Source organism: Brevibacterium sp. FAM 24630 (assembly GCF_049804075.1).
In the GTDB taxonomy this organism is placed as follows: domain Bacteria; phylum Actinomycetota; class Actinomycetes; order Actinomycetales; family Brevibacteriaceae; genus Brevibacterium.
This window is the reverse complement of the sequence record NZ_JBNBZD010000004.1, coordinates 132,879-158,689: the sequence shown is the minus strand read 5'-3', so window position 1 is coordinate 158,689 and position 25,811 is coordinate 132,879. Positions and strand designations below refer to the sequence as shown.

At 66.7% G+C, this 25,811-nt stretch carries 28 protein-coding genes, 1 tRNA gene and 1 other RNA gene; 19 read left to right on the top strand and 11 right to left on the bottom strand.

Going from position 1 to position 25,811, the window contains the following annotated elements:
- Window positions 1–21: 21 nt before the first annotated feature.
- On the bottom strand, window positions 22–933 hold the full coding sequence (locus tag ACPUD7_RS05020) for a Sir2 family NAD-dependent protein deacetylase (protein ID WP_425119320.1): 912 nt from the start codon (window positions 931–933) through the stop codon (window positions 22–24).
- Between the two features lie 58 nt (window positions 934–991).
- Here ACPUD7_RS05020 and ACPUD7_RS05015 point away from each other — a divergent pair, with 58 nt between their 5' ends.
- The 9 genes from ACPUD7_RS05015 (at window position 992) to ACPUD7_RS04975 (ending at window position 8,898) form a co-directional block, all read left to right on the top strand.
- On the top strand, window positions 992–1,441 hold the full coding sequence (locus ACPUD7_RS05015; protein WP_135537305.1) for a flavodoxin family protein: 450 nt from the start codon (window positions 992–994) through the stop codon (window positions 1,439–1,441).
- Window positions 1,442–1,580: 139 nt separating this feature from the next.
- Window positions 1,581–2,003, top strand: coding sequence for a hypothetical protein (locus ACPUD7_RS05010; protein WP_135537306.1), 423 nt, complete (start codon window positions 1,581–1,583; stop codon window positions 2,001–2,003).
- Between the two features lie 41 nt (window positions 2,004–2,044).
- Entirely contained in the window at window positions 2,045–2,380 is a 336-nt protein-coding gene (locus tag ACPUD7_RS05005) for a winged helix-turn-helix domain-containing protein (RefSeq protein ID WP_135537307.1), read from the top strand.
- Between the two features lie 119 nt (window positions 2,381–2,499).
- Window positions 2,500–3,918, top strand: coding sequence for an amidase (locus ACPUD7_RS05000; RefSeq protein ID WP_240688842.1), 1,419 nt, complete (start codon window positions 2,500–2,502; stop codon window positions 3,916–3,918).
- Window positions 3,919–3,938: 20 nt separating this feature from the next.
- The gene (locus ACPUD7_RS04995; protein ID WP_425119319.1) at window positions 3,939–4,748 is read left to right on the top strand and encodes a helix-turn-helix domain-containing protein; all 810 of its coding nucleotides are present in this window, start codon (window positions 3,939–3,941) and stop codon (window positions 4,746–4,748) included.
- Window positions 4,749–4,970: 222 nt separating this feature from the next.
- Entirely contained in the window at window positions 4,971–5,999 is a 1,029-nt protein-coding gene (locus tag ACPUD7_RS04990; RefSeq protein ID WP_425119317.1) for an iron-siderophore ABC transporter substrate-binding protein, read from the top strand.
- 15 nt (window positions 6,000–6,014) lie between these two features.
- Window positions 6,015–7,055 carry a FecCD family ABC transporter permease gene (locus tag ACPUD7_RS04985; RefSeq protein WP_135537310.1) on the top strand — a complete coding sequence of 347 codons (1,041 nt, stop codon included), beginning with the start codon at window positions 6,015–6,017 and terminating at the stop codon, window positions 7,053–7,055.
- The gene (locus ACPUD7_RS04980; RefSeq protein ID WP_135810838.1) at window positions 7,052–8,098 is read left to right on the top strand and encodes a FecCD family ABC transporter permease; all 1,047 of its coding nucleotides are present in this window, start codon (window positions 7,052–7,054) and stop codon (window positions 8,096–8,098) included. The genes ACPUD7_RS04985 and ACPUD7_RS04980 overlap by 4 nt, the downstream gene beginning before the upstream one ends.
- On the top strand, window positions 8,095–8,898 hold the full coding sequence (locus ACPUD7_RS04975; protein WP_135537312.1) for an ABC transporter ATP-binding protein: 804 nt from the start codon (window positions 8,095–8,097) through the stop codon (window positions 8,896–8,898). The genes ACPUD7_RS04980 and ACPUD7_RS04975 overlap by 4 nt, the downstream gene beginning before the upstream one ends.
- Window positions 8,899–8,991: 93 nt before the next feature.
- On the opposite strand, the gene ACPUD7_RS04970 is transcribed toward ACPUD7_RS04975, so the two are convergent.
- The 4 genes from ACPUD7_RS04970 to ACPUD7_RS04955 form a co-directional block, all read right to left on the bottom strand.
- Window positions 8,992–10,062, bottom strand: a complete 1,071-nt coding sequence (locus tag ACPUD7_RS04970; protein WP_240689529.1) for an FUSC family protein — start codon at window positions 10,060–10,062, stop codon at window positions 8,992–8,994.
- Between the two features lie 107 nt (window positions 10,063–10,169).
- Complete coding sequence (locus ACPUD7_RS04965) at window positions 10,170–11,048, bottom strand: RNA polymerase sigma factor (RefSeq protein WP_346763065.1); 879 nt, start codon at window positions 11,046–11,048, stop codon at window positions 10,170–10,172.
- 113 nt (window positions 11,049–11,161) lie between these two features.
- Window positions 11,162–11,332: a hypothetical protein gene (locus ACPUD7_RS04960; protein WP_346763066.1), complete on the bottom strand. Its 171-nt coding sequence runs from the start codon at window positions 11,330–11,332 to the stop codon at window positions 11,162–11,164.
- Between the two features lie 4 nt (window positions 11,333–11,336).
- Window positions 11,337–11,744, bottom strand: coding sequence for a YciI family protein (locus tag ACPUD7_RS04955; RefSeq protein ID WP_135537314.1), 408 nt, complete (start codon window positions 11,742–11,744; stop codon window positions 11,337–11,339).
- Between the two features lie 260 nt (window positions 11,745–12,004).
- On the opposite strand from ACPUD7_RS04955, the gene ACPUD7_RS04950 reads away from it, so the two are divergent.
- From ACPUD7_RS04950 to ACPUD7_RS04935, 4 genes are all read left to right on the top strand, one after another.
- Complete coding sequence (locus tag ACPUD7_RS04950) at window positions 12,005–12,685, top strand: hypothetical protein (protein WP_135537315.1); 681 nt, start codon at window positions 12,005–12,007, stop codon at window positions 12,683–12,685.
- Window positions 12,686–12,912: 227 nt separating this feature from the next.
- Window positions 12,913–13,872, top strand: a complete 960-nt coding sequence (locus ACPUD7_RS04945) for an NADP-dependent oxidoreductase (RefSeq protein ID WP_425119316.1) — start codon at window positions 12,913–12,915, stop codon at window positions 13,870–13,872.
- 94 nt (window positions 13,873–13,966) lie between these two features.
- The gene (locus ACPUD7_RS04940; protein WP_135537317.1) at window positions 13,967–14,500 is read left to right on the top strand and encodes a type 1 glutamine amidotransferase domain-containing protein; all 534 of its coding nucleotides are present in this window, start codon (window positions 13,967–13,969) and stop codon (window positions 14,498–14,500) included.
- A gap of 195 nt (window positions 14,501–14,695) precedes the next feature.
- Window positions 14,696–15,502, top strand: a complete 807-nt coding sequence (locus ACPUD7_RS04935; protein WP_135810842.1) for an Fpg/Nei family DNA glycosylase — start codon at window positions 14,696–14,698, stop codon at window positions 15,500–15,502.
- Window positions 15,503–15,603: 101 nt separating this feature from the next.
- Here the strand turns inward: ACPUD7_RS04935 and ACPUD7_RS04930 are convergent.
- Window positions 15,604–15,691 (bottom strand) — tRNA-Ser (locus ACPUD7_RS04930).
- Window positions 15,692–15,864: 173 nt separating this feature from the next.
- Here ACPUD7_RS04930 and ffs point away from each other — a divergent pair.
- Together ffs and ACPUD7_RS04920 are read left to right on the top strand one after the other, a co-directional pair.
- An RNA gene (gene ffs, locus ACPUD7_RS04925) (signal recognition particle sRNA small type) lies at window positions 15,865–15,960 on the top strand.
- Between the two features lie 180 nt (window positions 15,961–16,140).
- Window positions 16,141–17,640, top strand: a complete 1,500-nt coding sequence (locus ACPUD7_RS04920; RefSeq protein WP_425119315.1) for an Ig-like domain-containing protein — start codon at window positions 16,141–16,143, stop codon at window positions 17,638–17,640.
- Between the two features lie 31 nt (window positions 17,641–17,671).
- Here ACPUD7_RS04920 and ACPUD7_RS04915 read toward each other — a convergent pair whose 3' ends face one another.
- Window positions 17,672–18,700, bottom strand: a complete 1,029-nt coding sequence (locus ACPUD7_RS04915) for an iron-siderophore ABC transporter substrate-binding protein (protein WP_135537319.1) — start codon at window positions 18,698–18,700, stop codon at window positions 17,672–17,674.
- 178 nt (window positions 18,701–18,878) lie between these two features.
- Here ACPUD7_RS04915 and ACPUD7_RS04910 point away from each other — a divergent pair, with 178 nt between their 5' ends.
- Window positions 18,879–19,238: a helix-turn-helix domain-containing protein gene (locus ACPUD7_RS04910; RefSeq protein ID WP_167854311.1), complete on the top strand. Its 360-nt coding sequence runs from the start codon at window positions 18,879–18,881 to the stop codon at window positions 19,236–19,238.
- A 5-nt stretch (window positions 19,239–19,243) separates the two neighbouring features.
- On the opposite strand, the gene ACPUD7_RS04905 is transcribed toward ACPUD7_RS04910, so the two are convergent.
- The 3 genes from ACPUD7_RS04905 to ACPUD7_RS04895 form a co-directional block, all read right to left on the bottom strand.
- Window positions 19,244–19,540, bottom strand: a complete 297-nt coding sequence (locus ACPUD7_RS04905; RefSeq protein ID WP_425119314.1) for a hypothetical protein — start codon at window positions 19,538–19,540, stop codon at window positions 19,244–19,246.
- Window positions 19,541–19,602: 62 nt separating this feature from the next.
- The gene (locus tag ACPUD7_RS04900; protein ID WP_135537321.1) at window positions 19,603–20,184 is read right to left on the bottom strand and encodes a ClpP family protease; all 582 of its coding nucleotides are present in this window, start codon (window positions 20,182–20,184) and stop codon (window positions 19,603–19,605) included.
- Entirely contained in the window at window positions 20,181–20,816 is a 636-nt protein-coding gene (locus ACPUD7_RS04895; RefSeq protein WP_205683266.1) for a ClpP family protease, read from the bottom strand. The genes ACPUD7_RS04900 and ACPUD7_RS04895 overlap by 4 nt, the downstream gene beginning before the upstream one ends.
- Before the next feature lie 145 nt (window positions 20,817–20,961).
- Here ACPUD7_RS04895 and ACPUD7_RS04890 point away from each other — a divergent pair, with 145 nt between their 5' ends.
- The 3 genes from ACPUD7_RS04890 (at window position 20,962) to ACPUD7_RS04880 (ending at window position 22,999) form a co-directional block, all read left to right on the top strand.
- Entirely contained in the window at window positions 20,962–21,600 is a 639-nt protein-coding gene (locus ACPUD7_RS04890; protein WP_135537322.1) for an endonuclease, read from the top strand.
- A 52-nt stretch (window positions 21,601–21,652) separates the two neighbouring features.
- Window positions 21,653–21,958, top strand: a complete 306-nt coding sequence (locus ACPUD7_RS04885) for a hypothetical protein (protein WP_135537323.1) — start codon at window positions 21,653–21,655, stop codon at window positions 21,956–21,958.
- A 243-nt stretch (window positions 21,959–22,201) separates the two neighbouring features.
- Window positions 22,202–22,999, top strand: a complete 798-nt coding sequence (locus tag ACPUD7_RS04880) for a YidC/Oxa1 family membrane protein insertase (protein ID WP_135537324.1) — start codon at window positions 22,202–22,204, stop codon at window positions 22,997–22,999.
- A gap of 164 nt (window positions 23,000–23,163) precedes the next feature.
- Here ACPUD7_RS04880 and ACPUD7_RS04875 read toward each other — a convergent pair whose 3' ends face one another.
- Window positions 23,164–25,713: an ATP-dependent Clp protease ATP-binding subunit gene (locus tag ACPUD7_RS04875; RefSeq protein ID WP_425119313.1), complete on the bottom strand. Its 2,550-nt coding sequence runs from the start codon at window positions 25,711–25,713 to the stop codon at window positions 23,164–23,166.
- Window positions 25,714–25,811 lie beyond the last annotated feature (98 nt).

Sequence of the window (25,811 nt, the reverse complement as noted above, 5' to 3'; positions counted from 1 at the left end):
TCTTCCATCCCCGGCTTGGACTCACCTGGAAGCCCACGCGCTGATGAAGTCCGCGACGCGCGAAACCGAGCGGAAGTCCGCGAGTTCATCGCCGCGGGTGGGCCCGTCGGTGACGATGACGACGGGTTTGTCCTCTTTCGCTGCGGAACGAACAACGCGCAGACCCGAGAGCACCGCGAGCGAGGATCCGAGCACGACGATCCCCGACGCCTCATCGCAGATCCGGTTCGCCTCCTGCAGTCGGGCCGGCGGCACCGAGTCACCGAAGTAGACGACATCGGGTTTGAGGATGCCTGCACATTCGGGACAGTCGGCGATGACGAAGCCCGCGGTGTCATCGAGGTCGACGTCACCGTCGGGGGCGCTCTCGAGATCGTCGGGATCGATCCCGACTTCCTGGGCGAAGCCCGGATTGAGCTCGCTCAGTCTCTGCTGCAGCCAGTCCCGATCGACGAGGTGGCCGTTGTCGAGGCAGATGACCCGATCGAGGCTGCCGTGCAGGTCGATGACGGGGCTCGGCAGCGGCCCGGCTCCCGCAGCGCCGCGTCTGAGTGCGACCGCCTCGGCGGCGGCCTGATGGAGTCCGTCGACGTTCTGGGTGACGATGCCGGCCACGGGAAGACCCGCGAGGGCGAGATGGCCGGCATTGGGCCGGGAACGGCGCATCCGCGGCCAGCCGATCCATGACCGCGCCCAATACCGGGCACGCTGATCGGGGTGGGAGAGGAAGGTCTGGATGGTCATCGGCGATCGCGGCTGCGCGTCCGGCCCGCGGTAGTCCGGGACACCGGAGTCCGTGCTCATTCCCGCTCCCGTGAGCACCGCCCATTCCGACGTGTCGAAACGCGTCGTGAGGACATCGATGATCTCCTCATCGCTGTGGCTGGGCCCCGGACGCGTTCTGTCGCGCAGGGGATCGAAGATGACTGCCATGGTCCCACCTTAGACATCGGGGCTGACTTGCGTCAGTCCCCGGGGCTAGGGTGGAGGCATGGTCAACGTTCTGCTCGTTCATCATTCCCCGTCGACGGCGACGAAGCGGATCGCCGAGGCGGCTCTGGCCGGACTGCGGCTGCCCGAGCTCGGCGACATCGACGTCACCGTCCGACCCGCTCTGGACACCAGTGTCGACGATGTCCTCGCCGCCGATGCCTATGTGCTCGGGACGACCGCGAACTTCGGGTACATCTCGGGTGCGCTCAAGCACTTCTTCGACACCACCTATGACGCGGTGCGGGAGCCGACGGCCGGTCGGCCCTTCTCCTACTGGATCCACGGCGGCTATGACACGACCGGCGCCGAGACCGCGATGAGTCAGATCACCACCGGTCTGGGATGGAAGCTGGCCTTCGACCCCCTCGTCTTCACCGGTGAGGTCAGCGACTCCCACCTCGAGGCGGCCACAGAGCTCGCCGCTACGGTCGCCGCCTCGGCCGGCTGACGTCCGGGCGTCCACCTTCACCTGTCTCAAACTCCTGGGGATTCCTGCATGAAAGTACTTTCCATAATGGAAAGTACTTGTTACACTGAAATGACTTTCAGCCGCATCGCCTCCGCGATGCCCACCCGAAGGAGCAGGCATGGAGACCACCCCCACCCCACAGCAGGCCGACGAACTCCTCGCACAGGTCGACGCTTCGCAGAAGCAGGCCCGAACACATGACTCCTGGCCGCTGGTGACGATGCTCTTCGTCCTCACCGCAGGCATCTCCGTCGGCCTCGTCGCCATCGGCATCATCGACGACGACACGACACAGCTGATCATCTTCGGTGCGGGTCTGGCCTGGCTGGTGCCGGCGATGATCGTCTACCTCGTCAAGGCGCTGAGCTGGAGCCGACGCTCAACCGCTCTGCTGCTGACCTGGCTGCCGCTGACCGTCCTCGTCACCCTGGCCGCGATCATCACCGACTCGATCTCACCGGGGCCCGTGGTCCCGCTGGCGGCTGCCGCCTTCCTGTGGATCGCCTCACCGGTCATCGCGCTCATCGGCCTGCGCCGCTGAGTCCGAGACCCGCGAGACCGCCCGAGACGAAGGACCCGATCATGACCTCGAAGAACAACGCTGCCGACGACACGATCCCCGACCTCGGCGATTCCCTGGCTCGGATCGATCCGGGCCTGGGCAATCCGACCCGACTGGGCATCGTCGCCAGCCTCAAAAACCGCGACCGGGCAGAGTTCCGACTCCTGCGGGATTCGCTCGGCGTCTCGGACTCCGTGCTCTCCCGGCACATCACGGCCCTGGAATCGACCGGCATGGTCGCGGTAAAGAAGGGCTATGTCGGCAAACGCCCCCGGACCTGGGTCTCGATCACCGACGAAGGCACGCGACGCTTGGACGCCCACGTTCAGGCGCTGCGGGAGCTTGCCGGCAGCTGAACCGTCTGCCCAGGTGAGAGACCTCATCGAGCAACTGGGTGTGCCTGAGTGACCGGGCCCGCCCGTATCGATAACATGGGGAGTCGGAGCGATCCGGCTCCCCGATGCAAGGAGGCACGATGAGCACCACCTCGGTCAACAGCGGACTCGAATTCCGTGAGCTCCACGAGATCTCCCATCTCATCCGCTCCGGACGGCTGAGCGCCCGGGAAGCCACCACGGCGATGCTCGACCGCATCGCAGACCTTGATCCGGCGCTGGGATCCTATGTCACCGTGATGGGCGAGACGGCACTCGCCGAGGCGGCCGACCGCGATGACCGCCTCGCCCGGGGCGATTGGCTCGGCCCGCTGCACGGAGTGCCGCTGGCGATCAAGGACCTCGCGTACACCCACGATGCACCGACCGGGGCGGGCACGACCATCCACGCGGACTTCCAACCGGACTGCGACGCCACCGTCGTCGCTCGGCTGAGGGCGGCAGGGGCGATCATCCTCGGCAAGCTGCGCCTGACCGAGGGCGCCTTCACCGGTCACCATCCCGATCTGCCCACGCCGGTCAACCCCTGGGACTCCGAGACTTGGACGGGGGTGTCCTCGAGCGGTTCGGGCGTCGCCACCGCCGCCGGCCTCTGCTTCGGCTCCCTGGGCTCGGACACCGGCGGCTCGATCCGCCTCCCCTCCTCGGCCAACGGCGTCACGGGACTCAAACCCACCTGGGGGCGAGTCTCGCGCCACGGCATCTTCGGCCTCGCCCCGAGCCTCGATCACATCGGGCCGATGACACGCAGCGCCCGGGACGCCGCACTCATCCTCGAAACCATCGCCGGACACGATCCGCACGATCCGACCTCGGCACTGGCTCCGGTGCCCCGCTACAGTCGGCATCTGAGACTCGAGCGAACCCCGGTCGTCGGCTTCGACCGGGAGCTGGCCGCCGAGCACTTCGACGATGCGACGAACGCCATGCTCGAATCGACGATCGAGACGATCACCGGACTGGGCTGGCGCGTTCTCGACGTCCGCACTCCGGGCCTGCCCGAAGCGGCCCAGGAATGGACGGCTCTGTGCGGTGTCGAGACCGCCGGGGTCCACGCCGCGACCTACCCTGCACGTCAGAGCGACTACGGTCCCGACCTGTCCGGGCTCATCGAGATCGGACAGGGACTGACCGCCGTCGACTACCACCGACTGCTCGAGTCCCGCCGCGCATTCACCGGGCGCATGCGCTCCCTCATGGCCGATATCGATCTGCTCCTGCTGCCCGGCATCGGAGTGGCCTCCCCGACGATCGACCAGATGAGCTCTCTCGCGACCGGCCCCGAGCTGTTTGCTGCCGTGACGGTTCCCACGGCGCCGATCGACAGCTGCGGACTGCCGTCGATCACCCTGCCCGCGGGCTTCACCGACCGCGGCACCCCGGTGGCCGCACAGTTCGTCGCCGGGGACTTCGACGAGCAGCTGCTCCTCGCCGCCGGCCACACCCTGCAGCAGGTCACCGATTTCCACCGTGAGCATCCGGACCTCGTCGCGCACTGATGCCGCAGTATCCTTGATCCGTGCCCACGATCAAGCCCTGCTCCCCGACGGCTCGACCGTCCTCGTCCGTCGTGGAGCGTCGTCTTCCCCGCTACGCGGCCGGCCAGCTCCCGATGCCGACGAGGATCCTCGGCTCGCGGGAGGCCATGGGCGAGGAGACGTACTGGGCCGAGCACTCGCACCCCACGCATGAGCTGCTGTGGCGCGATTCCGGGGTCGGCACCGTCACAGTCGGCTCCCGAACGTGGACGATCACCGCACCCCTGGGAATGTGGATCCCCGCAGGCGTCGCCCACTCCGGCTGGACCCCGGCCGGTGTCGTCCTCCGCGCGGCCCATTTCAGTGTCGACGGCCCCCGCGTCAGTGACACCCCGACGGCGATCGCCGTCACCGATCTCCTCCGCCTTCTGCTCGATCGACTGCTCGATCTCGAGGTCAGCAGCGAGTCCTATGCCCTGACCGAGGCGATGATCCTCGACGTCATGGCACCGACCGGTCATGAGCTGCTCGTCCACCAGCCGAGCAGCTCACTGCTGAGACCCATCGTCGACGCGGTCCTCGACGATCCGAGCGATCCGACGAGTCTGCAGGAGTGGTCCCGGAGGCTGGGCGTGAGCTCCCGGACCATCACTCGCGCTTTCGCTGCCGAGACCGGCTTGGGTTTCAACCGGTGGATCACGACCGCTCGGATCCAACATGCGGTCACCCTCATGGGCGCCGGCCATGAGATCGAGACCGCCGCCCTCGACGTCGGCTACTCGTCCGCGAGCGCCTTCACCACCGCGTTCAAGCGGATCACCGGCACCACTCCGGGTCTCTTCGGCCGCTGAGATCGCCGCCGGGGCCGACCGCTCAGCTGGGCCGGGTCGGGCAATCTCCTGTCCGTTCCGCGAAATCATGTGTCCGAATATCCTGATTGCGCCCGGCCGCCTCCTCGGATACCTTGATTAGGCACACCTAAGCTACCGGTCCTTGCGACGCATGCTCCGGGCCCCTGAACTCATCCGATCCGGGAGCCTCGACCCGCGGGCAAGCACTGCCGAAAGGAAACGATGTCCCGTCCACACCGTGCGCTGGTTCTCACCGCAGCCGCCTCCGCCGTGTTCATGCTCGCCGCATGCTCACCGTCCGACTCCTCCAACGAAGCCGACGGCGGTGACAGCTCGTGGCAGCCGGTGACCATCGAGCATGCTCTCGGAACGACGAAGATCGCGGAGAAGCCCGAGCGGGTCGCCACCGTCAATTGGGCCAATCACGAGGTTCCTCTGGCCCTCGGCGTCGTCCCTGTCGGCATGGCGCGGGCGGACTTCGGCGATGACGACGGCAACGGGGTCCTCCCCTGGGTCGAGGACAGGCTCGAGGAACTCGACGCCGAGACCCCGACTCTCTTCGACGAGACCGACGGCGTCGATTTCGAAGCCGTCGCCGACACAGAGCCGGACGTCATCCTCGCCGGCTACTCCGGTCTGTCTCAGGAAGACTACGACACGCTGTCGGAGATCGCTCCAGTCGTCGCCTACCCCGACACGGCCTGGGGCACCCCGTGGCGGGAGATGATCGAGATCAACAGCGAAGCCATCGGCATGAAGGCTGAAGGTGAACAGCTGGTCGAGGATCTCGAATCCGAGATCGACTCTGCCGTGGACGAGCACCCGGCGATCAAGGACAAATCGACGATGTTCCTCACCCACGTCGATCCCTCCGATCTGTCCGAGGTCAACTTCTACACCACGCACGACACCCGTGCGATGTTCTTCGAGGACCTGGGTATGAAGGCCCCGGCCAGCATCGAGAAGGCATCGGACGACACCGATCAGTTCTCCTCATCGGTCAGCGCCGAACAGGCCGATGTCTTCGACGATGTCGACATCATCGTCACCTACGGCGACGACGAGCTCGTCAAGACCCTCGAAGGCGACAAGCTGCTCTCACAGATGACGGCGGTGAAGAACGACGCCATCGTCAACCTGCCCAGCGATGACCCCCTGGGCACCGCGGCGAATCCGACTCCGCTGTCGATCTCCTTCGTCCTCGACGACTACCTCGACGCCCTCGACGGGGCCGCCTCGGCCGAGAAGTAGGACCCGCTCATCGCGATGACCGCACTCACCACCATCGAGTCGACCGCCGCCCGGCTGCGGCGGTCGACTCGCGTCCGCCTGCTGTGGATGCTCGCCGCGCTCACCCTCGTCGTCGTCCTCGGCATCGCCTCGACGATGATCGGCTCCCGCGGCGTCGACCTCGCCGATGTCATCGCCGCCTACGGCGGCTCGGCCACCGGCTTCGACCAGGCGGCCGTGGCCAAACGCATCCCACGTACCCTGCTCGCCGTCTGCGTCGGCGCCGCCCTCGGCGTCTCGGGCGCAGTGATGCAGGGGGTGACCCGCAACCCGCTGGCCGATCCCGGGATCCTCGGCGTCAACACCGGAGCCTCCCTGGCCGTGGTCATCGGCATCGCCTACTTCGGACTGGCCAGCGCCACCCAGTACATCTGGTTCGCCATCATCGGCGCGGCCATCACCGCGGTATTCGTCTACACGATCGGGTCCTTGGGCAGGCAGGGAGCGACCCCGCTCAAGCTGGCCCTGGCCGGGGCCGCCACCGCAGCGGCCCTGACCTCCTTCATCAGCGCCGTCGTTCTGCCCCGCGGTGACATCTCCGACCTCGCCCGCGACTGGCAGATCGGCGGGGTCGGCGGAGTGACGATGAGTGCGGTCATCCTCGTCGGACCGTTCCTCCTCGCCGGGTTCCTCATCTGCATCTATTCGGCCCCCGGGCTCAACGCCCTGGCCCTCGGCGACGAACTCGCCGCCGGACTCGGCCAACACGTCGGCCTGACCCGGCTCGTCTCCGCGGCCGGCGCCGTCGTCCTCTGCGGCGGCGCGACCGCGGTGGCCGGACCGATCGGCTTCCTCGGACTCGTCATCCCCCATGCCTGTCGTCTGCTCATCGGCGTCGACCATCGGTGGCTGATCCCGTTCTCTGCAGTCACCGGTGCGGGACTGCTGACGGCATCGGATATCCTCGGGCGCATCATCGCCCGCCCCGCCGAACTCGACGTCGGCATCCTCACCGCCCTCATCGGCGCCCCCTTCTTCATCGCCATCGTCCGTCGGCAGAAGGTCAGGTCCCTGTGAGTCTGACCCAGCACAGTTCCACCGCCGAGGCGGTCGCCGGCCTGCGCAGATCGCGCGCAAGGCGATACACGACCATCGTCTCCGTGCTCGCCGCGCTCGTCGTGGTCGTCTTCCTCACCAGCCTCATGGTCGGTCAGACGTTCTACTCGCCGGCCGAGGTCATCGGCGTGATCAGAGGCGAGCAGGTGCCGGGAGCCTCCTTCACGGTCGGTCGGCTGCGCCTGCCCCGGGCGGTGCTCGCCGCACTGGTCGGTCTGAGCTTCGGGCTCGGCGGGGTCACCTTCCAGACCATGCTGCGCAATCCCTTGGCCAGTCCCGACATCATCGGCATCAGTTCTGGTGCCTCGGCGGCCGCCGTGTTCGCGATCATCACCCTGGGTCTGGGGCGCACGGGAGTCTCGGTCGTCGCCATCACCGCCGGTCTCGCCGTGGCGCTGCTCATCTATCTGCTCGCCTATAAGAACGGAGCGGCCGGGATCCGGCTCATCCTCGTCGGCATCGGGATCGCCTCGATGCTCGATGCCCTCATCAACTGGGAGCTGACACGAGCCGCGCAATGGGACCTGCAGGAGGCCCTGCGCTGGCTGGCCGGCAGCCTCAACGGCGCCGCTTGGGACTCGGCGGTGCCCGTCCTCATCGCCTTCATCGCGCTCGCCCCGATCCTGCTCAGTCAGGCGAAGAACCTGTCGATCACTCAGCTCGGCGACGAGGCCGCAGAGGCCCTGGGCGTCCGGGTGGCCCGCACCCGGCTGCTCGTCATCGTCACCGCAGTCGGCCTCATCGCCTTCGCCACCGCCGCGGCCGGGCCGGTGGCGTTCGTGGCGTTCCTGTCCGGGCCGATCGCCGCCCGCCTCATCGGTCCGGGCTCGTCCCCGCTTCTGCCGGCCGGGCTCGTCGGGGCTCTGCTCGTGCTCGTCGCCGATCTTGTCGGCCAGTTCGCCCTCGGCACCCGCTACCCGGTGGGAGTGATCACCGGCATCCTCGGTGCGCCCTACCTCATCTACCTCATCATCAGGATCAACCGTTCGGGAGGCTCCCTGTGACCACGGACCACTCACTGACCGCGAAGGACCTCCACCTGTCCTACGGCGATGCCGAGGTCATCGCGGGACTGAATCTGGATCTTCAGGCCGGATGCATCACCGCCATCGTCGGGGCCAACGCCTGCGGAAAGTCGACCCTGCTCAAATCGATGTCGAGGCTGTTGGCACCGAGGTCGGGCGCCGTCGTCCTCGACGGCAGGAAGGTGCACTCGATGCCGGCCAAACGACTCGCCCGCATCCTCGGTCTGCTCCCCCAGACGCCGATCGCCCCCGAAGGCATCACCGTCGCCGACCTCGTCGGTCGGGGACGCCACCCCCACCAGGGGGCCTTCTCCCGCTGGAGCGCCGAGGACGACCTCGCCGTTGCAGACGCCCTGGACACCACGGGCACGGCTGTGCTCGCCGATCGTCCCGTCGACGAGCTCTCGGGCGGTCAGCGGCAGCGGGTGTGGATCGCCATGGCTCTGGCGCAGCAGACGGACATCCTCCTCCTCGACGAACCGACGACCTTCCTCGACGTCAATCATCAGGTGGAGGTCCTCGATCTGCTCACCGAGCTCAATCAGCGCTCCGGAGTCACGATCGTCATGGTCCTCCATGATCTCAACCTCGCCGCCCGCTACTGCGACCGGCTCGTCATGCTCGCCGATGGGAACATCCATGCCTCCGGCACACCGGCCGAGGTGCTCACCGAGGCCAATGTCGAGCGTGTCTTCGGTCTGCCCAATCAGATCATCGTCGATCCGGTGTCCGGTCAGCCGCTCATGGTGCCGATCGGGCGGCATCGCACTCTCGGCTGAGAGCCGGCCGGATCACGCTTCGGTCCGACGACGCTTGGCCACGGCCGGCAGCTTGGTGAGGTTCTCCTCGTGGTCGTCGCCGAGGATGATGCTTCAGTCGTCGTCATCGACAGATGGTGCGAGAATCGCCGACCCGGCCGATCGGCGTTCGCTGCCGAAGCCGACGAGAACGACGATCATACCGACGATGACGCCGATGACGGTCTCAACGGCCCGCGAGGTCAGCAGCTCGACCACCGGCTGCGGGTGTCCGATCTGCGTCATCATCAGGGCCAGCGGAGTGATGAAGAACAGTGCCACGGAGTAGTTGCGCAGAACGAAGACCTCGGCGAGGAACTGGAGCACGATGACCCAGACGACGAGCTGCCAGGCTTCGACGGGGAAGGACAGCAGGAAGGCGGTGACGATCACTCCGCCGAGGGTCCCGACCACACGATGCAGACCCCGCTTGAGGCGGGCGGAGCGCCTCGGCGGTGCGACCGGTGCCACCGCGGCGACCATCGCCCAATAGCTGTGGGACAGCAGCGGCAGCACATCGATGAGCAGGGTGCCCAGAATGCCGGCGATCAAGGGGGCGATGGTGAAGCGAATGGCATGGGCCAGCAGGTCCCGTTTGCCCACGGGTGACAGTCCCACCCGGACGTAGGTCTCCTTGTCTCGGGGCATCCGCTCACCGACACGGTGGGCCAGGGCACCGAGGCCGATGCACACCAGCGCCGAGGCGGCTGCGACGGGCACGGCCACCTGGACGGGTGCCCCGTCGGGAATCGAGCCCACGGCCCCGGTGGCGAAGATGAAGAAGATCGACCCGCCGGGTTTGAGGCGGAAGCGCACGGCCATGACCGCGCCGATCCCCGAGACCAGGGCGGTGACGACGATGAGCACCCAGATGCTGGTCTGTGCCGTGCCCAACAGGGCTCCGATGCCGACGCAGGAGACGAGCACACCGGCCGCGATCGACTGCCGCCTGATCCGCGAGCGCGGGGATTCGAACCGGGCGTAGATGCCGGTGAATGCGCCGAAGGCGGCGTAGATGGCCAGATCGAGGCGGTCGACGCCGAGCAGCACGAGCAGCGGAATCGCCACTCCCAAAGCGATCCGGAACGCGGGGATGTGATCGCGTTCGGCCGGTGAGATGCGGAAGAACTCCTGGACGTGGCTCAAACGGGGCCGGCCTCCTTCGACTGCGAGGTGTGATCGTGTCGATCGTAACCGAGGTCCCGGCGGCGCTCGTGCCGGCAGCGCTTGAGAGTGACGAAGCTCGCGTCGGCTCAGCGTGCGTCGTGAAGCCGAGCCGAACATCGCAGCAGATGGTCCCGTTCAGCGGAGCTGCCGGCCCGGTCGGCGGCTCGGACGTAGAGCTCAGCAGCCCGACGGAGATCACCGGAGCGTTCGCGCAGATGCGCTTCGACGGCCTGGCGGCGGGGAAGATCCTCGTCGAGTTCACGCAGCAGGGCCAGTCCCGCAGCGGGGCCGCGGGCCTCACCCACCGCGACAGCCCGGTTGAGGCGGACGATCGGAGTGTCGGTCAGTTCGAGGAGTTCGTCGTACCAATCGACGATCTGCCCCCAATCGGTGTCCTCGACCCGCTGCGCATCCGCGTGCAGGGCTGCGATCGCGGCCTGCACCTGGAATTCGCCGAGCTGGTCGCGAGCCAACGCAGCGCCCAGGAGCATGATGCCTTCGCCGATGAGGTCCGTGTCCCACAGTGATCGGTCCTGCTCGGCCAGCGCGATGAGTCTGCCCTCGGCATCGAACCGGGAGGCGCGTCGGGCATGGTGCAGCAGCATGAGAGCCAGCAGACCGGACGCCTCGGGATGGTGTGTCATCGTCAACAGGGTTCGGGTGAGGCGGATGGCCTCGGAAGCGAGATCGATATCGCCGGAGTGGCCCTCGTTGAACACGAGGTAGAGGACGCGGAGGACCGACGACAGATCGCCGGGTCGGTCGAGTCCGCGGTCGGCGATGATGCGCTTGGCGCGGCTGATCCGCTGCGCCATCGTCGCCTCGGGAACCAGATAGGCCGCGGCGATCTGCCGCGTCGTCAGTCCGCCCACAGCGCGGAGGGTCACTGCGACGGCGGAGGCGGGAGACAGGTCCGGGTGAGAGCAGAGAAAGTAGAGCGCCAGAGTGTCATCAGCGCTGGTCACATGCTCAGACGGGCCAGACACTCGAGCCGGTTGCTCGACGACGAACCGCTGCTCGCGCCGCGTGCGCGCCGTCTCGGAGCGCACAGCGTCAAGGAACTTCCGCCAGGCCACGGTCACAAGCCACCCGCGCCGGTCGCGGGGAGGATCGTCCGGCCATGCGGACAATGCTTGAAGCAGCGCTCCTCGGCGGCCGGGAAATCTGCTCCCCGGCCGCGGAGGATGCCGATCACTGCGGGGACGAGCTCTCGCAGCCCCTCCTCGTCGAAGGCTCCCGCGGCGGTCATGGGGTCATTCCGTCACGGTCGGCGACTGTCCGAGGAAGGGCCGGAGTTCGAGCCACTCCCGGATCGGTTCGCCGCCGAGCCCCGGCGCGGCCGAGAGCTCACCGGCCAGTTCGACGGCGCGGTCCCAGCCGTCGACGTCGATGACCATCCAACCGGCGATGAGGTCCTTGGTCTCGGGGAACGGCCCGTCGGTGACCGGTGGCCGGCCCTCTCCCCCGGAGCGGACGAAGGTCCCCTCGGGTGACAGCGCCTGGGAGTCGACGAATTCTCCGGAGTCCCTGAGCCGCTGCGCGAAGTCGTTCATATACGCCACGTGCGCGTCGATCTCCGCCGGACTCCACTGATCCATGGGGGTGTAGTCCATGTATTCGCTCGGCATCCGGTAGTGCTTGAGCATGAGGTACTTGGCCATTGTGTCTCCTTCTCCGGTGTCGCTTGCACGGGCTGTGCTCGCTGACATGACTGGGAAGCAGCCGGACGAGGGTTTTCGACATCGGCTGCGAAGAATCTCTCACCGTGTCGGAATCCCACTCCAGAATAGGCCGATGTGTCCGACCTGGAACATGCGTCACCGGATGCGAACACGAACCGTCCCCTGACCGCCGACCCGCGCTGAGAGGCTTGTCATGTACGCAGCACCGACACCTCTTCACCACGAGTCCAGGAGCCGACATGAAGACCCAGACACTCCTCAAGACCATCACCGTCGCCGGAGCCCTCGCAGCGACCCTGTCGCTCTCGGCCTGCGATATGCACATCTCGTTCGGGCCCGAAGGTCAGGGCCAGGAACAGCAGGGCCAGCCCGCACAGTCCGAGGACGCGCAGAACCCCGAGACGGACACCACCCAGGCCGCCGAGGAACCGACTTCGGAGTCTCACTCCTCGTCCACCTCGACGTCTGACTCCGCTGCCGACGGGTCGACCTCGAACGGGACATCATCGAGCGGATCGGCTGCGAATGGAACCACGAGCAGCAGCGGATCCACGGATTCGAGCAGCTCATCCTCGGCGAGTGATTCCTCCACCTCGAGCGGATCGTCGTCCTCGGGCGGCAGCGCCGCGGGCGAGGACTACCAGGGTCCGCGGATCGGTGAAGAGGGAGTCGAACTCGACCTGGACGGCAATGGCAGGATCCCCGCGGATGCGCTCGAGAAGGACATCAAGCACGCCTACGCCGAGCAGGGCACCACGGTCGACACGGTCGACTGCTACGCGGACCTGCGGATCACCGCCCGCCGAGGCTCGCAGAACTGCACCGTCACGGCAGCCGGCAAGAACCACTACGGCACGGTGAAGATCACCTCGGCGTCGCAGTCCGGCATCGGCTACAGCCTCGAGTTCCCGAATATCTGAGCCTCCCCGAACCGCTCCCCTCGAGCGTCCCGCGATCCGCTCGTTTCGAGCACCTCGCATCCCCACCGCACTCCCCTGGCCGGCCCGGTCCGGGGAGTGCGGTCATTCCTGAGATGGAACAAGTTCGCCTCCTTCATCGTTATCCCTGCTGTGGGCGTCGGCACTGGCCGGGATCCGCGCACCGATTCGTCAACCGCACCGATTCGTCAACCGATCAGGAGCACAGCATGACAAGACGGGTCCAATACACCTCCAACGGCGGCATCGATCAGCTTCACCTCGCCGAGGTGGCCACCCCCGAGGTCGGCCGCGGACACGTCCTCGTCTCCGTCCTCTACACCGGACTCAACCCACTGGACTGGAAGATGCTCCAGGGCGGTCGCTTCGGCACCGTCGAGGGCAGCTCGGGCAACGGCGTCGACTTCTCCGGTGTCGTCGCCGAGGTCGGCTCCGGCGTCGAGGACTTCGCGCCCGGCGACCTCGTCTACGGCGGGCTGCCGAAGCAGGCACAGACCGGGCAGCTGCTCATCGAGGATCCCGCAGACCGTCTCGATCGGGTCCCGCGCGGCCTCGGGATCGACACTGCCGGCGGTCTCTACATCACGGGGCGCACCGCGATGTCCGGGATCCGCGACCTGGGCCTCAACGAGGGCGACACGCTCTTCGTCTCCGGGGCCTCCGGCGGCGTCGGCATCATCGTCGCCCAGCTCGCCCGCAACCTCGGCGCGCGCGTCATCGGCAGCGCCAGTCAGGGCAATCACGCCCTTCTGCGCAGCCTCGGCGTCGAACCCGTGACCTACGGAGAGGGCATGTGGGACAACGTCCGCACACTCGCTCCGAACGGAATCCAGGCCGCGTATTCGACCCAGGGCGAGGACGAGGTCGCCGGCCTGCTCGACGCCGGCGTCCCGGCCGAGCGCATCGTCTCGATCGGTGCCGGTCCCACCGTCGCGGAGACGTACGGGGTGAGCATCGCGGGTGAGGCCACGGCTCGCCGAGACGACATGGTCTGGCTCGGTGAGGCGATCGCCTACGGCCATATCCACGTGCCCATCGACCGAGTCTTCGACGTCGATGAGGTCCAGGACGCCTACCGGCACCTGCTCACCGCCCACCCGGCCGGCAAGGTCCTGCTGCGCTTCCCCGCGAAGCCGCTGACCGATGAGCAGCGGGCTCACCTCCGCTGAGTCGCCGGGCATCGCTCGCACCACCGACCAGCACGACAACCACGACGACAATCATCCCAACAGACAGAATCCACAACAGTTAAGGAGCACCATCATGGCCATCTCCGACAAGAAGATCGCATTCCTGCTGACCCGCGGCGTCGAGCAGGTCGAACTGACCAGCCCTCGCACGGCCCTCGACGACGCCGGAGCGACGACGTCCATTGTCTCTCCCTCCGAGGCAACGCTGCAGGCGATGGAAGGCGATTGGGAGCATGCACAGACCTTCGACGTCGACGTTCCGGTCGCCGAGGCCGCTGTCGAGGACTTCGACGCGCTCGTGCTGCCCGGCGGAACCCTCAACGCCGACGCCCTGCGCCTGAACGAGGACGCCGTCGCTTTGGTCAAGGCGTTCTTCGCCGCCGACAAACCGGTGGCCGCGATCTGCCACGCACCATGGATCCTCGCCGAGGCGGGGGTGGCCGAAGGGCGGAAGCTCACCTCCTTCATCTCGACGAAGACGGACCTCATCAACGCCGGTGCACAGTGGGAGGACTCCGAGGTCGTCGTCGACGGCAATCTCATCACTTCCCGCAACCCCGGTGATCTCGAGGCCTTCAACGCCGCGATCGCCGAGAAGTTGAGCTGATTGCGTCAGCACCGCACGGTGCAGCACTGACCACCGCGGCGAGCCGCTGAGCACGCCGGACCCACGGGAGGCTCCCGGACGATCCGTCCGGGAGCCTCCCGTCTGTCGTCGACAGTGCGGCATCATATGCTGGCCGGAGACACCAGCGCGGCATGAATCGGGACCGCGCCCGCTCGGACGAAGGAGAGCACAGCTATGCCGGAAGGCCACGTGATCCACAATCTGGCCAGCGACCTCGTCGATCTCTTCTCCGGCCATCGCCTCTCCTCGTCCACTCCGCAGGGACGCTTCACCGGTGCCCATCTGCTCGATGGCGATGCGCTCGAGAGTGCCGACGCCTGGGGGAAGCATCTCTTCATCGGGTTCGCCTCCACCGACGCCCGGGTCCACATCCACCTCGGAATCTACGGCACGATGCGGTTGCTGCCCGGCGAGCCCGAGGTCGTCGGACAGGTCAGGTGGAGGATCACCGACGGAGTGAACACGGCCGATCTGCGCGGGCCGAACACCTGTGCGCTGCTCGACCCTCCCGAGGTCGCTGCCGTCATCGACCGACTCGGGCCCGACCCACTGCGCGCCGATGCCGATCCCCAGAGATTCATCGACAGAGTGCTCAGGTCACGCTCGACCGTGGCCACTCTGCTCATGGACCAGTCCGTGATCGCGGGAACGGGGAACATCTTCCGCGCCGAGGTGCTGTTCCGCCTCGGCATCGATCCGCTCACTCCGGGCAAATCGCTCGGACGTGAGCGTGCGGAAGCGATCTGGCACGACACCGTCGAACTCATGGAGATCGGTCGTCGGCGCGGTCGCATCGACACCGTCCGACCCGAACATGAGCCGGAGGCGATGGGCAGGCCTCCGCGCGAGGACGACCACGGCGGTGAGGTGTATGTCTACCGGCGTCAGAATCAGCCCTGCTGGATCTGCGGCAGCCCGATACTCACGACCACGATCGCCGGCCGGAACCTGTTCTGGTGCCCGGTGTGCCAGGCAGCCTGACCCTGCCCTGGGCGGCCGAAGCCGGACCGGCCGACATGCGAGCCGGCAGTCTCTGCAACGCAGAAGTCCCGGACCGTCGTGTCGACGATCCGGGACTTCTCTGGCGGAGGATAGGGGATTCGAACCCCTGAGGGCGTTAACCCAACCCGCGTTCCAGGCGAGCGCCATAGGCCACTAGGCGAATCCTCCGCGAGCCAGCTTATCCGAGTCGTGACGACAATGCGAAATCGCAGTGGCCGAGTGTGAACCATCCCACGTCCTGCGGGTGAAGAACCCTGCCCACGGCAGGTCCCGCTGCCTCGCGAGCTTCTGGCCCCGCCCACTCGTTTTGTGTGCCGAGGTCGCTCTCGACTAGACTGGTCGCTGGCTCCCCGTGCGGCGTCATCTTGTGAACTCCCCCAGGGCCGGAAGGCAGCAAGGGTAAGCGAGCTCTGGCGGGTGCACGGGGAGTCCTTTTTGCCTGAAGATCACAATTTCACAACTCCCCTTTTCCCCCGTCGGCCCAGGTCAGTCCCGCCGACAATGCCCCGCGGTCGCCTATTTCCAGGGTTGAGAAGCGCTTTCGTTAATACTTTCGTGATTTCACTTCATTACCATTGTTCGCAGCTCTCATCCCTGTGTTCGAACGAGGTTCCCTGTTGCCCAAGAAGATCCAAGGGGCTATTGCCGCCTTTTCGGTGCTTGCCCTGCTCACGGCGTGCACGCCGTCGAGCTCCGACCCCGACGCGACTCGCAAAGATGCGAAGACCGCCGAGGCAGCCGCCGATCCCGTCTTCCGCGTCGGTGCCATCACGAACGACTCGGCCGAGACCGCCGCCGAGGCGGCCCCGTCTTCCCCGCCCACCGATGATGCGACATCCACCGCGGCCCCGAGCGCATCAGCACCGGCAGCCATCCCGACCGGCGACGCTTTCGGAGAGGTCGTCGAATCCGGTGACGAGCTCGATCTCGAGGCCGGGCAGCGCATCGGCATCGCCGTCGAGAACGCCACCCTCACCGACGTCTCCGTCACCGAGCAGGAGCACCCCCGCATCACCGCCGACCCGGGCACCTTCTTCGACGTCTCCGGCACCGCCCTCGACACCGATGACGATGCGCAGGCGGGCTCTTCGACCCCGACGTCCACGTCTTCCGAACCGAGCGACAGCTCCTCATCCGAGGCCGCCTCGGGCGAGACCAAAGACAAGGACGGCGCCGAGGCGGTCACCGCCCCTGCAGAGTCTGCCGCCTGGATCTCCCGCTATGATCTCGTCGCCGACAGCGAGTACACCGTGGAGGCCACCGCCACCACACCAGACGGGGACGAAGCCGAGCTCAAGACCACGGTGGCCGTCGGTGCCACCACCGCCGCGCCGATGTCGGTGCGCACGACGCTCGCCGACGATCAGACGGTCGGCGTCGCCGCCCCCATCATCCTCAGCTTCGGCTCCACCGTGTCCGAAGACTTCCGCGACGATGTGGAACGCAGACTCTCGGTGAAGGTCACCGACAAGGACGGCAAGGAGCGCAAGGTCGAAGGGTCCTGGGGATGGCTGTACGACGATCCGCAGTCCCGACTGCACTTCCGCCCGAAGGAGTTCTGGCCCGCCCATTCGAAGGTCTCCGTCGACGTGCCGCTGAAGAATGTGCCCACGGGCGAGAACAGCGTGGGGCAGAACGACCTCACCCTCGATTTCGAGATCGGCCGCAAACAGGTCGTCGAGGCAAGCGCGAAGACCCACCGCATGGTCGTCACCCGTGACGGCAAAGAGGTGATGGACTTCCCCGCGTCCCTCGGCGCCCCGAAATCTCCGTCGTACAACGGCACCCACGTGGTGATGTCGAAGGCCGCCGACTACACGATGAAGTCAGAGCAGTGGGACTATGAGACCGATGTGCAGTGGGCCGTGCGCATCCACAACAACGGCGAATTCATCCATGCCGCCCCCTGGTCGACCGGCGTCCAAGGTTCGCAGAACGTCTCCCACGGCTGCATCAACCTCTCGACCCAACGGGCGAAGCAGTACTTCGATTCGGCGATCTTCGGCGACCCCGTCGAGATCACCGGCTCCCACGTGAGCCTGTCGACTCAGGACAGCGACATCTCCGACTGGGTCTACAGCTGGAAAGACTGGCAGAAGCTGAGCGCGCTCGACTGAGCACGCCCAGCTTCCCGGCCGGCCCCCTGTTCTACTTGTCGAGCTTCTTCACTGCCTTGTCGATCATCGGCACGTAGCGCTCGAGAGTCCACGGGACGGTGAGCGGGTTGATGATCGAGGACCCGGTGACGAAGGCCTGGTCCTCTGATGCCACGACGGCGCCGGATTTGACGGCGGGAATGTTTGCGTACAGTCCCTGGGACTCCACTTCCTTCTTGTTCTTCGCATCGGAGTAGAACGTGAAGATGAGGTCCGAGTCGTTGAGCTTGTCGGCATTCTCCAGACCGATGAGTGCCGAGTCCGTGCCCGGTTCGTCGTAGTCCTTCTTCAGCTCGTCGATGACCGGGTCCGGGGTCAATCCGAGCGCGGAGACCATCGCCACGCGCTGCTCGGAGGGATAGAAGACACCGAGTGTGCCGGGCCCCGAGTTGTAGACGTAGGAGAACGTGAGGTCCTTGTACTCGTCCCGCTTGGCCTCTTTCAGCTGGGTTTTGATGTCGTCGACGAGGCCCTCGGACTCCTCTTCCTGACCGAGCGCTTTCCCGATCGTCGTGATCTGCTCATCCCATTCAATCGTCCACGGCTGCTTCGGGTAGGCCACGGTCGGGGCGATGTCATCGAGCTGCTTGTACTGCTCAGCGGTCACACCCGACCAGGGGGCGAGGATGACATCGGGTTCGAGTTCGGCGATGGCCTCGACGTCGAGTTCCGTGTCGCCCTGGAACTGCTTGGGCAGCTCCTCTCCTTTTTCCTTCACGGCTTCATAGATCCACGGCATGTACCCCGTGTCGTCGCTGCCCCAGGCATATTCCTCCATACCGACCGGAGTCTTGCCCAACGCGATCGCGGTCTCCGTCGATCCCTGGCCGAGGGTGACGACGCGTTCGGGCTCGGACTCGATGACCGCCTCCCCCAGCGCGTGCTTGATCGTCACGGTCTCGAAATCGGCAGATCCGGATTCCTCCGCGGACTGCGATCCCTGTCCGCAGGCGGTGGCGGTGAGCGAGAGCGCAACGAGCGCTCCGGCGATGACGGCCCGGCGGCTGTGAGGAACTGACATTCCTGTCCTTTCGACAGTGGTCGGAGCCTGATGCGACTCCTCGACATTAACGTAGGACAGCCTAACTTAACTGGCTGCCGATTCCGCAATGCCTGTGAGTCACTTCACGTCGAAGTTCCTTCTCTGCTGAGAGCAGAAGCTCTCGCCGAGGCGGCCCTGCAGATCGTAGGCTCACCACATGACCCACATGCTCCCGCACAGTCCGACCCCGCCGCTGCTGTGGCGTGAGGCGCTCGGCCGCGCACTCCGACTGCGCCGCACCGACATGGGTCTCACCCTGGCACAGGTCTCTGAACGGTCCGGGGTCTCGACCCAGTTCCTCTCCGAGATCGAACGCGGACTCAAGGACCCGTCGTCGGAGGTCATCGAGGCCGTCGCAGCGGTCCTCGGATTGCAGCTGCCGCAGATCCTCGTGCTCGCGGCTGTCGGCATGACCTCCGGAGTCTCCGCGACCACGCTCCTCTCCGCCGCCGATATGACGCGAGCCGCACCCTCGCCGCCGGCGGCGGGTCAGGTGCGGCTCGCTCTGGCCGCCTGAACGACTCAGCCGTTGCCGGCCTCGAGCCGATTCGCCCGCAGCGCCTCGAGGCGGGCGCGGTATTCGGCTTCCTCGATGTCACCTTCGGCGAAACGCTGCGCCAGGGTCGCCTCGGCGCTCCTCGTCCCCTCTCGTGCCGCATACGCCCACGGCGGTCCCCCGGCCTGCCGCCACCGGCGTCGGTTGAGGGTGATGATGTCGAGGAGGACAAGTCCTGCCAGTGCGGCCGCGCGCGGTCCCGGCCGCCTCGCCGCGAAGAAGATCGCAGGTGAGACGACCGCAGTGCCGATGCGTACGATCATTGCACCCGACGCCGTCGTCATCCTCGGGGAGTACTTCCGACCACCTCGGCGGGAGCAGGGAGTCAGAGGATGACGTCGACGAGTCCGAAGTCCCGTGCCGCCTGGGCGTCGAGGACGAGGTCGCGATCGAAGTCACGGTGGATCTGCTCCGGGGTCCGCCCTGTGCTGCCGGCGAGCATCTCTTCGACTTCTCGGCGCTGTCGGACGATCTCGTCTGCGGCGACGATGAGGTCGGGAATCGTGCCCCGTGCACCTTCGGCATGCGGCTGACGCAGCACTGCGCGGGCATGTGCGAGCATCGCCCGCTGACCGGGCTCTCCTGCGGCCAGGAGCACTGCCGCATCCGCGACCGCCTGCCCGACGCAGGTGGTGGCCACGGGCGCGCCGATGTGGTGCATGGCGTCGAAGATCGCAGTCATCGCGGTCAGTGACCCGCCCGGGGAGTTGATGTACATGCTGATCGGCAGATCCCGGCTGCCCGAATCGAGGTGGAGCAGCTGCGCAATGATCGTGTTCGCCACTCCGTCGTCGATGGGCACGCCGAGGTAGACGATGCGGTTTCCGAGCAGATGCGAGTAGACGTCGACGATCTTCTCGCTGCCCCCGGAGCGGTCGACGACATTGGGAATCGTGTACTGGCTCATCGCCCTCCTCCGATCTGGGCATGCAGGTCGGCCGGGGAAGTGAGGACCCGGTCGATGAGTCCGTACTCGATCGCCTCCTCGGCGGTGAACCACCGGTCCCGCAGTGAGTCTTCGAAGATGCGTTCGTGCGTCTTCCCGGTCGCCTCGGCGATCCGTTGCAGGACGGAGTCCCGGACCTCTCGGAGGTCGTCGCCTTGGAGTTCGATGTCGGCGGCGGCTCCGCCGATCCCACCCGAGCCTTGGTGGAGGAGGATACGAGCGTGAGGCAGGGCGAGACGTTTCCCTGTCGTGCCCATGCTGAGCACGAACTGCCCCGCCGAGGCGGCCCACCCGAAGGCGATCGTGACCACATCATTGGGCAGGGCGGCGATGGTGTCGGCGATCGCATGCATCATCGGCACGGATCCGCCCGGAGAATTGATCCACAGGTGGATATCGGAACGCGGATCCTCGGCGGAGAGGAGGACGAGGCGGGAGATGATCTCCATTCCGCTCTCGTCGCGCAGCTCTCCGTTGAAGACGACGGATCGGTAGGCGTAGAGCATGCGCTGGGATTCGGGGATCGTGGTCGTCGGCGGAGACTCGTCGGCGTCGGAGAACATCGGTGGGCTGGTTGCGGATCGTGTGTGCATGCCTCAACTGTGCGACCTGGCGACGGCGTAGCGGGCACAAATCCGCTGGAAGCGGGACGGTGCCGCTGTGAGCGGACGAACACCGGCAGCTGAGGCTCCGGCGACCCTTGACTCTTCGACCGGGCTCGGACATAGGATCGGCCGCATGAGTACACAGCGAGATCGGGCCGGCCGCCTCCTCGATGGGCACGGTCGCACCTTCGCCGCGGAGGCCTCGATCACTCTCCGGGACAAGCCGGCCCCGCTGTGGCAGCTGCTCGTCCTCAGCCTGCTCCTGTCGACGCGCATCAGCTCTGGCATCGCCCTCGCGAGCGCGCGCGAACTGTTCTCGGCGAAGTGGAGAACTCCGCAGAGCCTGCACGCGAGCACGTGGCAACAGCGAGTCGATGCGCTCGGGCGCGGCGGTTATCGGCGGTACGACGAGAGCACCGCCACCCGTCTGTCCGAGGCCGCCGGTCTGCTCATCGACCGCTGGGACGGGGACCTGCGGAAGCTGCGCGATGAGGCCGAGGGGCAGCCTCGCCGGATTGCGAAGCTCCTGCAGGAATTCACCGGGATCGGTCCGACCGGGGCGTCCATCTTCCTCCGAGAGGTCCAGCAGGTCTGGCCCTCGGTCAGGCCCGCCTTCGACCCGCTCGTCCGCAAGGGCGCGAAGACGGCCGGTCTGCCTGAGCAGGACGAGAAGCTGGCCGCATTGGTCGACGAAGAGGACCTCGCCGGGTTCGCGGCCGCGCTCGTGCGTCTCGCCCGAGATCCGGACCTCGCCGCCGACGCGCAGGACTGAGACCGCCACGCGGGCTCGCGTGCTAGCATCGACGCACAGGAAAGGGGACGAGATGATGGCGAATATGTGGCTGACTCTGCAGCTGCTCGTCGTCGTGCTGTCTTCCGATCTCGACTCGGTCGTTCCCCAATCCCCCATTCATCTCATCGTTCTGGCTCTCCTCGGCGCGGCCCTGCTGACGCCGATCGCTGCCTGGGCGAGCATCGCTCTGCTGCGCGTGCTGTCGCTGTCGACGCGTCCACCGTCGCTGCCGGACATGCGCAGCAGTGTGCGCGAGTTCCGGATGCCCGAAGAACCCGGCACTCCGGGTACGGCTTTGGCCAGAGCACCGACCGGCGTCGTTCACGCCATCGCCTGAACGACGCTTCCCCCGCGCTGTCGCACGGGACCCGGGTGCCGTTTCGCACGGGGCCAGGGTGTCGTTTCGCACGGGACCCGGGTGCCCTTCGCACGGAACCCGCGTGCCGCCTCGGCGCGGGGAATCTCCCCGACCGACGGTGCATCCGTCCGCGAAGTGTCCTCCTGCCTCGTCACGGTGATGGCCTCATTCGGCCCAACTCACCCGCGCCGCAGTGCGCCCAGTCCCTAGGACACAGCCCAGATGAATATCTATGAATTCCTCCCCATCCGCCTGCTCGTCGAAGCCGCATACACCGTGGTCACCGGCATCAGCTCCTTCCTCGAACCCTTAGCCGGCGGCTTCAGCGCAGCACTGGCCGTCATCGTGCTCACCCTTCTGGTGCGGGCGGTGCTCATCCCCGTCGGAGTCTCCCAGGTCAAAGCCGGGATCACCCGCAAACGGCTCGCACCGAAGATCAGCGAGCTCCAGACGAAGTACAAGAAGCAGCCCGAGCTCAAGCAGCAGAAGCTCATGGAGCTGTACAAGGAGGAGAACGCCTCCCCCTTCGCCGGGTGCCTGCCGGTGCTCGCACAGATGCCCGTGCTCATGGCCGTCTACGGACTATTCATCAACGCGACGATCGGCGGGCACACCAATGAGCTGCTCGGACACACGTTCCTCGGACTGCCCCTGAGCACGAGCTTCGTCAAGCTGCTCGGCGCCGGAGACCTGACCGGTTCGGCGATCACCGTCTACCTCATCCTCGTCGTGCTCATCGGCGTCGTCGCCGGCTTCTCCCGCCACCTGCTCACCCCCGCCGCCCCGGAGACTCCCGCAGCTCCCCCGGCCCGATCAGGCCACGAGTCCCCGGCGATGCCGGACCTGTCGGGAGTGATGAAGACCCTGAGCTTCATGCCCTTCATCACCGCAGTGATCGCGCTCTTCGTCCCCTTGGCTGCCGCTCTCTACCTGGCGACGACGACCACGTGGACGCTGTGCGAACGACTCGTCCTCAACCGTCTCCTCGGCGCAAACGAGGAACAGCCGGTGAAGAGCTGAGAACGTACGTCGGGCTCAGCGGTGCGGTGCAGCGCTTCGTGCTGCACCGCGCATTATGCGGCGCAGTGATTCGCGCGGCAGACGAAGAGCCCGGGGTGAAGGACCTGCGATCCTCCTACCTCGGGCTCTTCGGTTCGACGGTCGGTGCACGACCGCCTCGGCGATCAGGCGGTGATGACCTCCTGTCGGGCCTCGGGCGTGACCGTGAGATCCCCGTCGACGACGGTGGCGCGGATCCGGCCACCGTCGCCAACCGCCTCGGTGACGAGGAGATCGGCGATCCGGTCATCAAGCTCGCGCTGGATCACCCGGCGCAGCGGACGGGCACCGAATTCGGGCTCATACCCGGCGTCGGCGAGCCAGTCGAGAGCCTCGGGCGAGACATCGAGACCGATGCCCTGAGCCTCGAGACGCTGCCGTGAAGCCTCGAGCTGATGGCCCACGATGGCGTGGAGCTGCTCACGATCGAGACGGGAGAACATCACGGTGTCGTCGATGCGGTTGATGAACTCCGGACGCATGAACTCCTTGAGCCGACCCATGACCTTGGCCTTGAGGTCCTTCTCCGCATCCTCGGCGGCACCAGAGGCGAAGCCCAGCGGAGTGCCGGACATGAACTCCGAACCGAGGTTGCTCGTCATGATGATGACGGTGTTGCGGAAGTCGACCGTCCGACCCTGACCGTCGGTCAGCCGTCCGTCGTCGAGGACCTGCAGCAGCAGGTTGAACGCATCCGGGTGGGCCTTCTCGACCTCGTCGAGAAGGATGACCGAGTACGGGCGGCGGCGGACCTGCTCGGTGAGCTGCCCGGCCTCGTCGTAGCCGACGTAGCCGGGAGGGGCACCGACGAGACGGGACACGGTGTGGCGTTCGCCGAACTCACTCATGTCGAAGCGGATCATCGCGGATGCGTCATCGAACAGGGTCTGTGCGAGCGCCTTGGCCAGTTCGGTCTTGCCGACACCGGTGGGGCCGAGGAACAGGAAGCTGCCGATCGGCCGGTTGGGGTCGCTCATCCCGGTCTGGCTGCGGCGGATGGCGCGTGACACCGCGGTCACCGCTTCGTCCTGCCCGACTACACGATCGTGGAGGACGTCCTCCATGTTCGCCAGGCGCACCTTCTGACTCTGCGTCATCCGGGCCGCCGGGATTCCGGTGGCACGGGAGACCACCTGGGCGATCTCCTGGTCGTCGATGATCGCCTCGGCGGCAACGGTCTTCGCGGCGTCGGCACCCGGGTTCTCCGCGGTGTCGATCCGGGCGGCCACCTCGGTGGTCTCATCGCGCAGGCGTCCGGCGCGTTCGTAGTCCTCGACCTCGATCGCGGATTTCTTCTCCGCCTCGAGCTCGGAGAGCTTGAGCTTGAGGGCGTCGATGTCGACACCAGGTCCGCGCTTGAGCGACATCCGGGCACCGGCCTGGTCGATGAGGTCGATGGCCTTGTCCGGAAGGAACCGGTCGGTGATGTAGCGGTTGGAGAGTTCGACGGCGGCCCGGACCGCCTCGTCGGTGTAGGTGACCTCGTGGAATTCGGCGTAGCGGTCCTTGAGTCCGTCGAGGATGGTCACGGCATCGGCGACGCTCGGTTCGCCCACGGTCACCGGCTGGAATCGGCGTTCGAGAGCTGAATCCTTCTCGATCGTGCGGTATTCCTTGAGCGTGGTCGCGCCGATCATGTGCAGATCGCCGCGCGCCAGTCGCGGTTTGAGGATGTTGCCGGCATCCATCGAATTCGCTTCGCCGTTGCCGCCGGCGCCGACGAGGGTGTGGAGTTCATCGACGAAGACGATCATGTCTCCGTCCTCGGCGATCTCATTCAGCGCCCCGGTCAGTCGTTCTTCGAAGTCGCCTCGGTAGCGGGTGCCCGCGAGCATTCCGGGCATGTCGAGGGAGATGATGCGTTTGCCGTGCAGCTGCTTGGGCACATCGCCGGAGTGGATGGCACGTGCGAGGCCTTCGGCGATCGCGGTCTTGCCGACGCCGGCCTCGCCGAGGAGGACGGGGTTGTTCTTCGTCCGGCGGGCGAGGATCTCAATGGTCTGTTCGATCTCGTGGGCACGGCCGATGACCGGGTCGAGGCGGCCTTCGGCGGCGAGCGCCGTGAGGTCGGTGCCGTACTTCTCCAGCACCGATCCCTGCCCGTCCTCACCGTCGGCTTCCTGACCGGGGTGCATGCCTGCGGCCTCGGCTGCTTCGGCTCCTGCCTGCAGGGCCGCCTGGGTGACTCCGGCCTGGGAGAGGATGCGGCCCGCAGGCATCTCCTGGTTGAGCACGAAGGCGAAGAAGATGTGCTCCGGGTCGATGTAGGTCGAGCCGAAGGCGCGGGCCACCTGGTAGGCGTCGAGCAGCGCCCGCTGGGCCGAACCGGTCAGCGTCGGTGTGGATTCCACCTCGGTGTCGGTACTCGCCGGAAGGCGCTCTTCGATGCTGTGAGCGATGGCCTCGGGGTCAGCACCTGCCTGCCGCACGGCGGAGATTCCCGGTTCGGAATCGACCATCGTGCGGAGGATGTGGAGTGCGTCGACCTCGGACTGTCCGTGCCTGCCGGCGAATTCGGCGGCGGCCTCGATGACTTCGTGGCTGCGCTTGCTCAGCAGGCGGTTGATGTCGACGGCTCGCCCGCGGCGGGCTCCGTTCTGTCCCTGGAGGAAGCGGGCGAGGAACTCGTCGAATGAGTCTCCACCCGAACCTGCGGGTCCGAAGAATGTGGCCAAAGCCGACCTCCTCTTTCAGAGTTGAGCGTATACGACTCAATCAACAGGAGATCCGCTGCAGTTATTCCCGCGCGAATCTGAGGTCGCCGTCACACGCC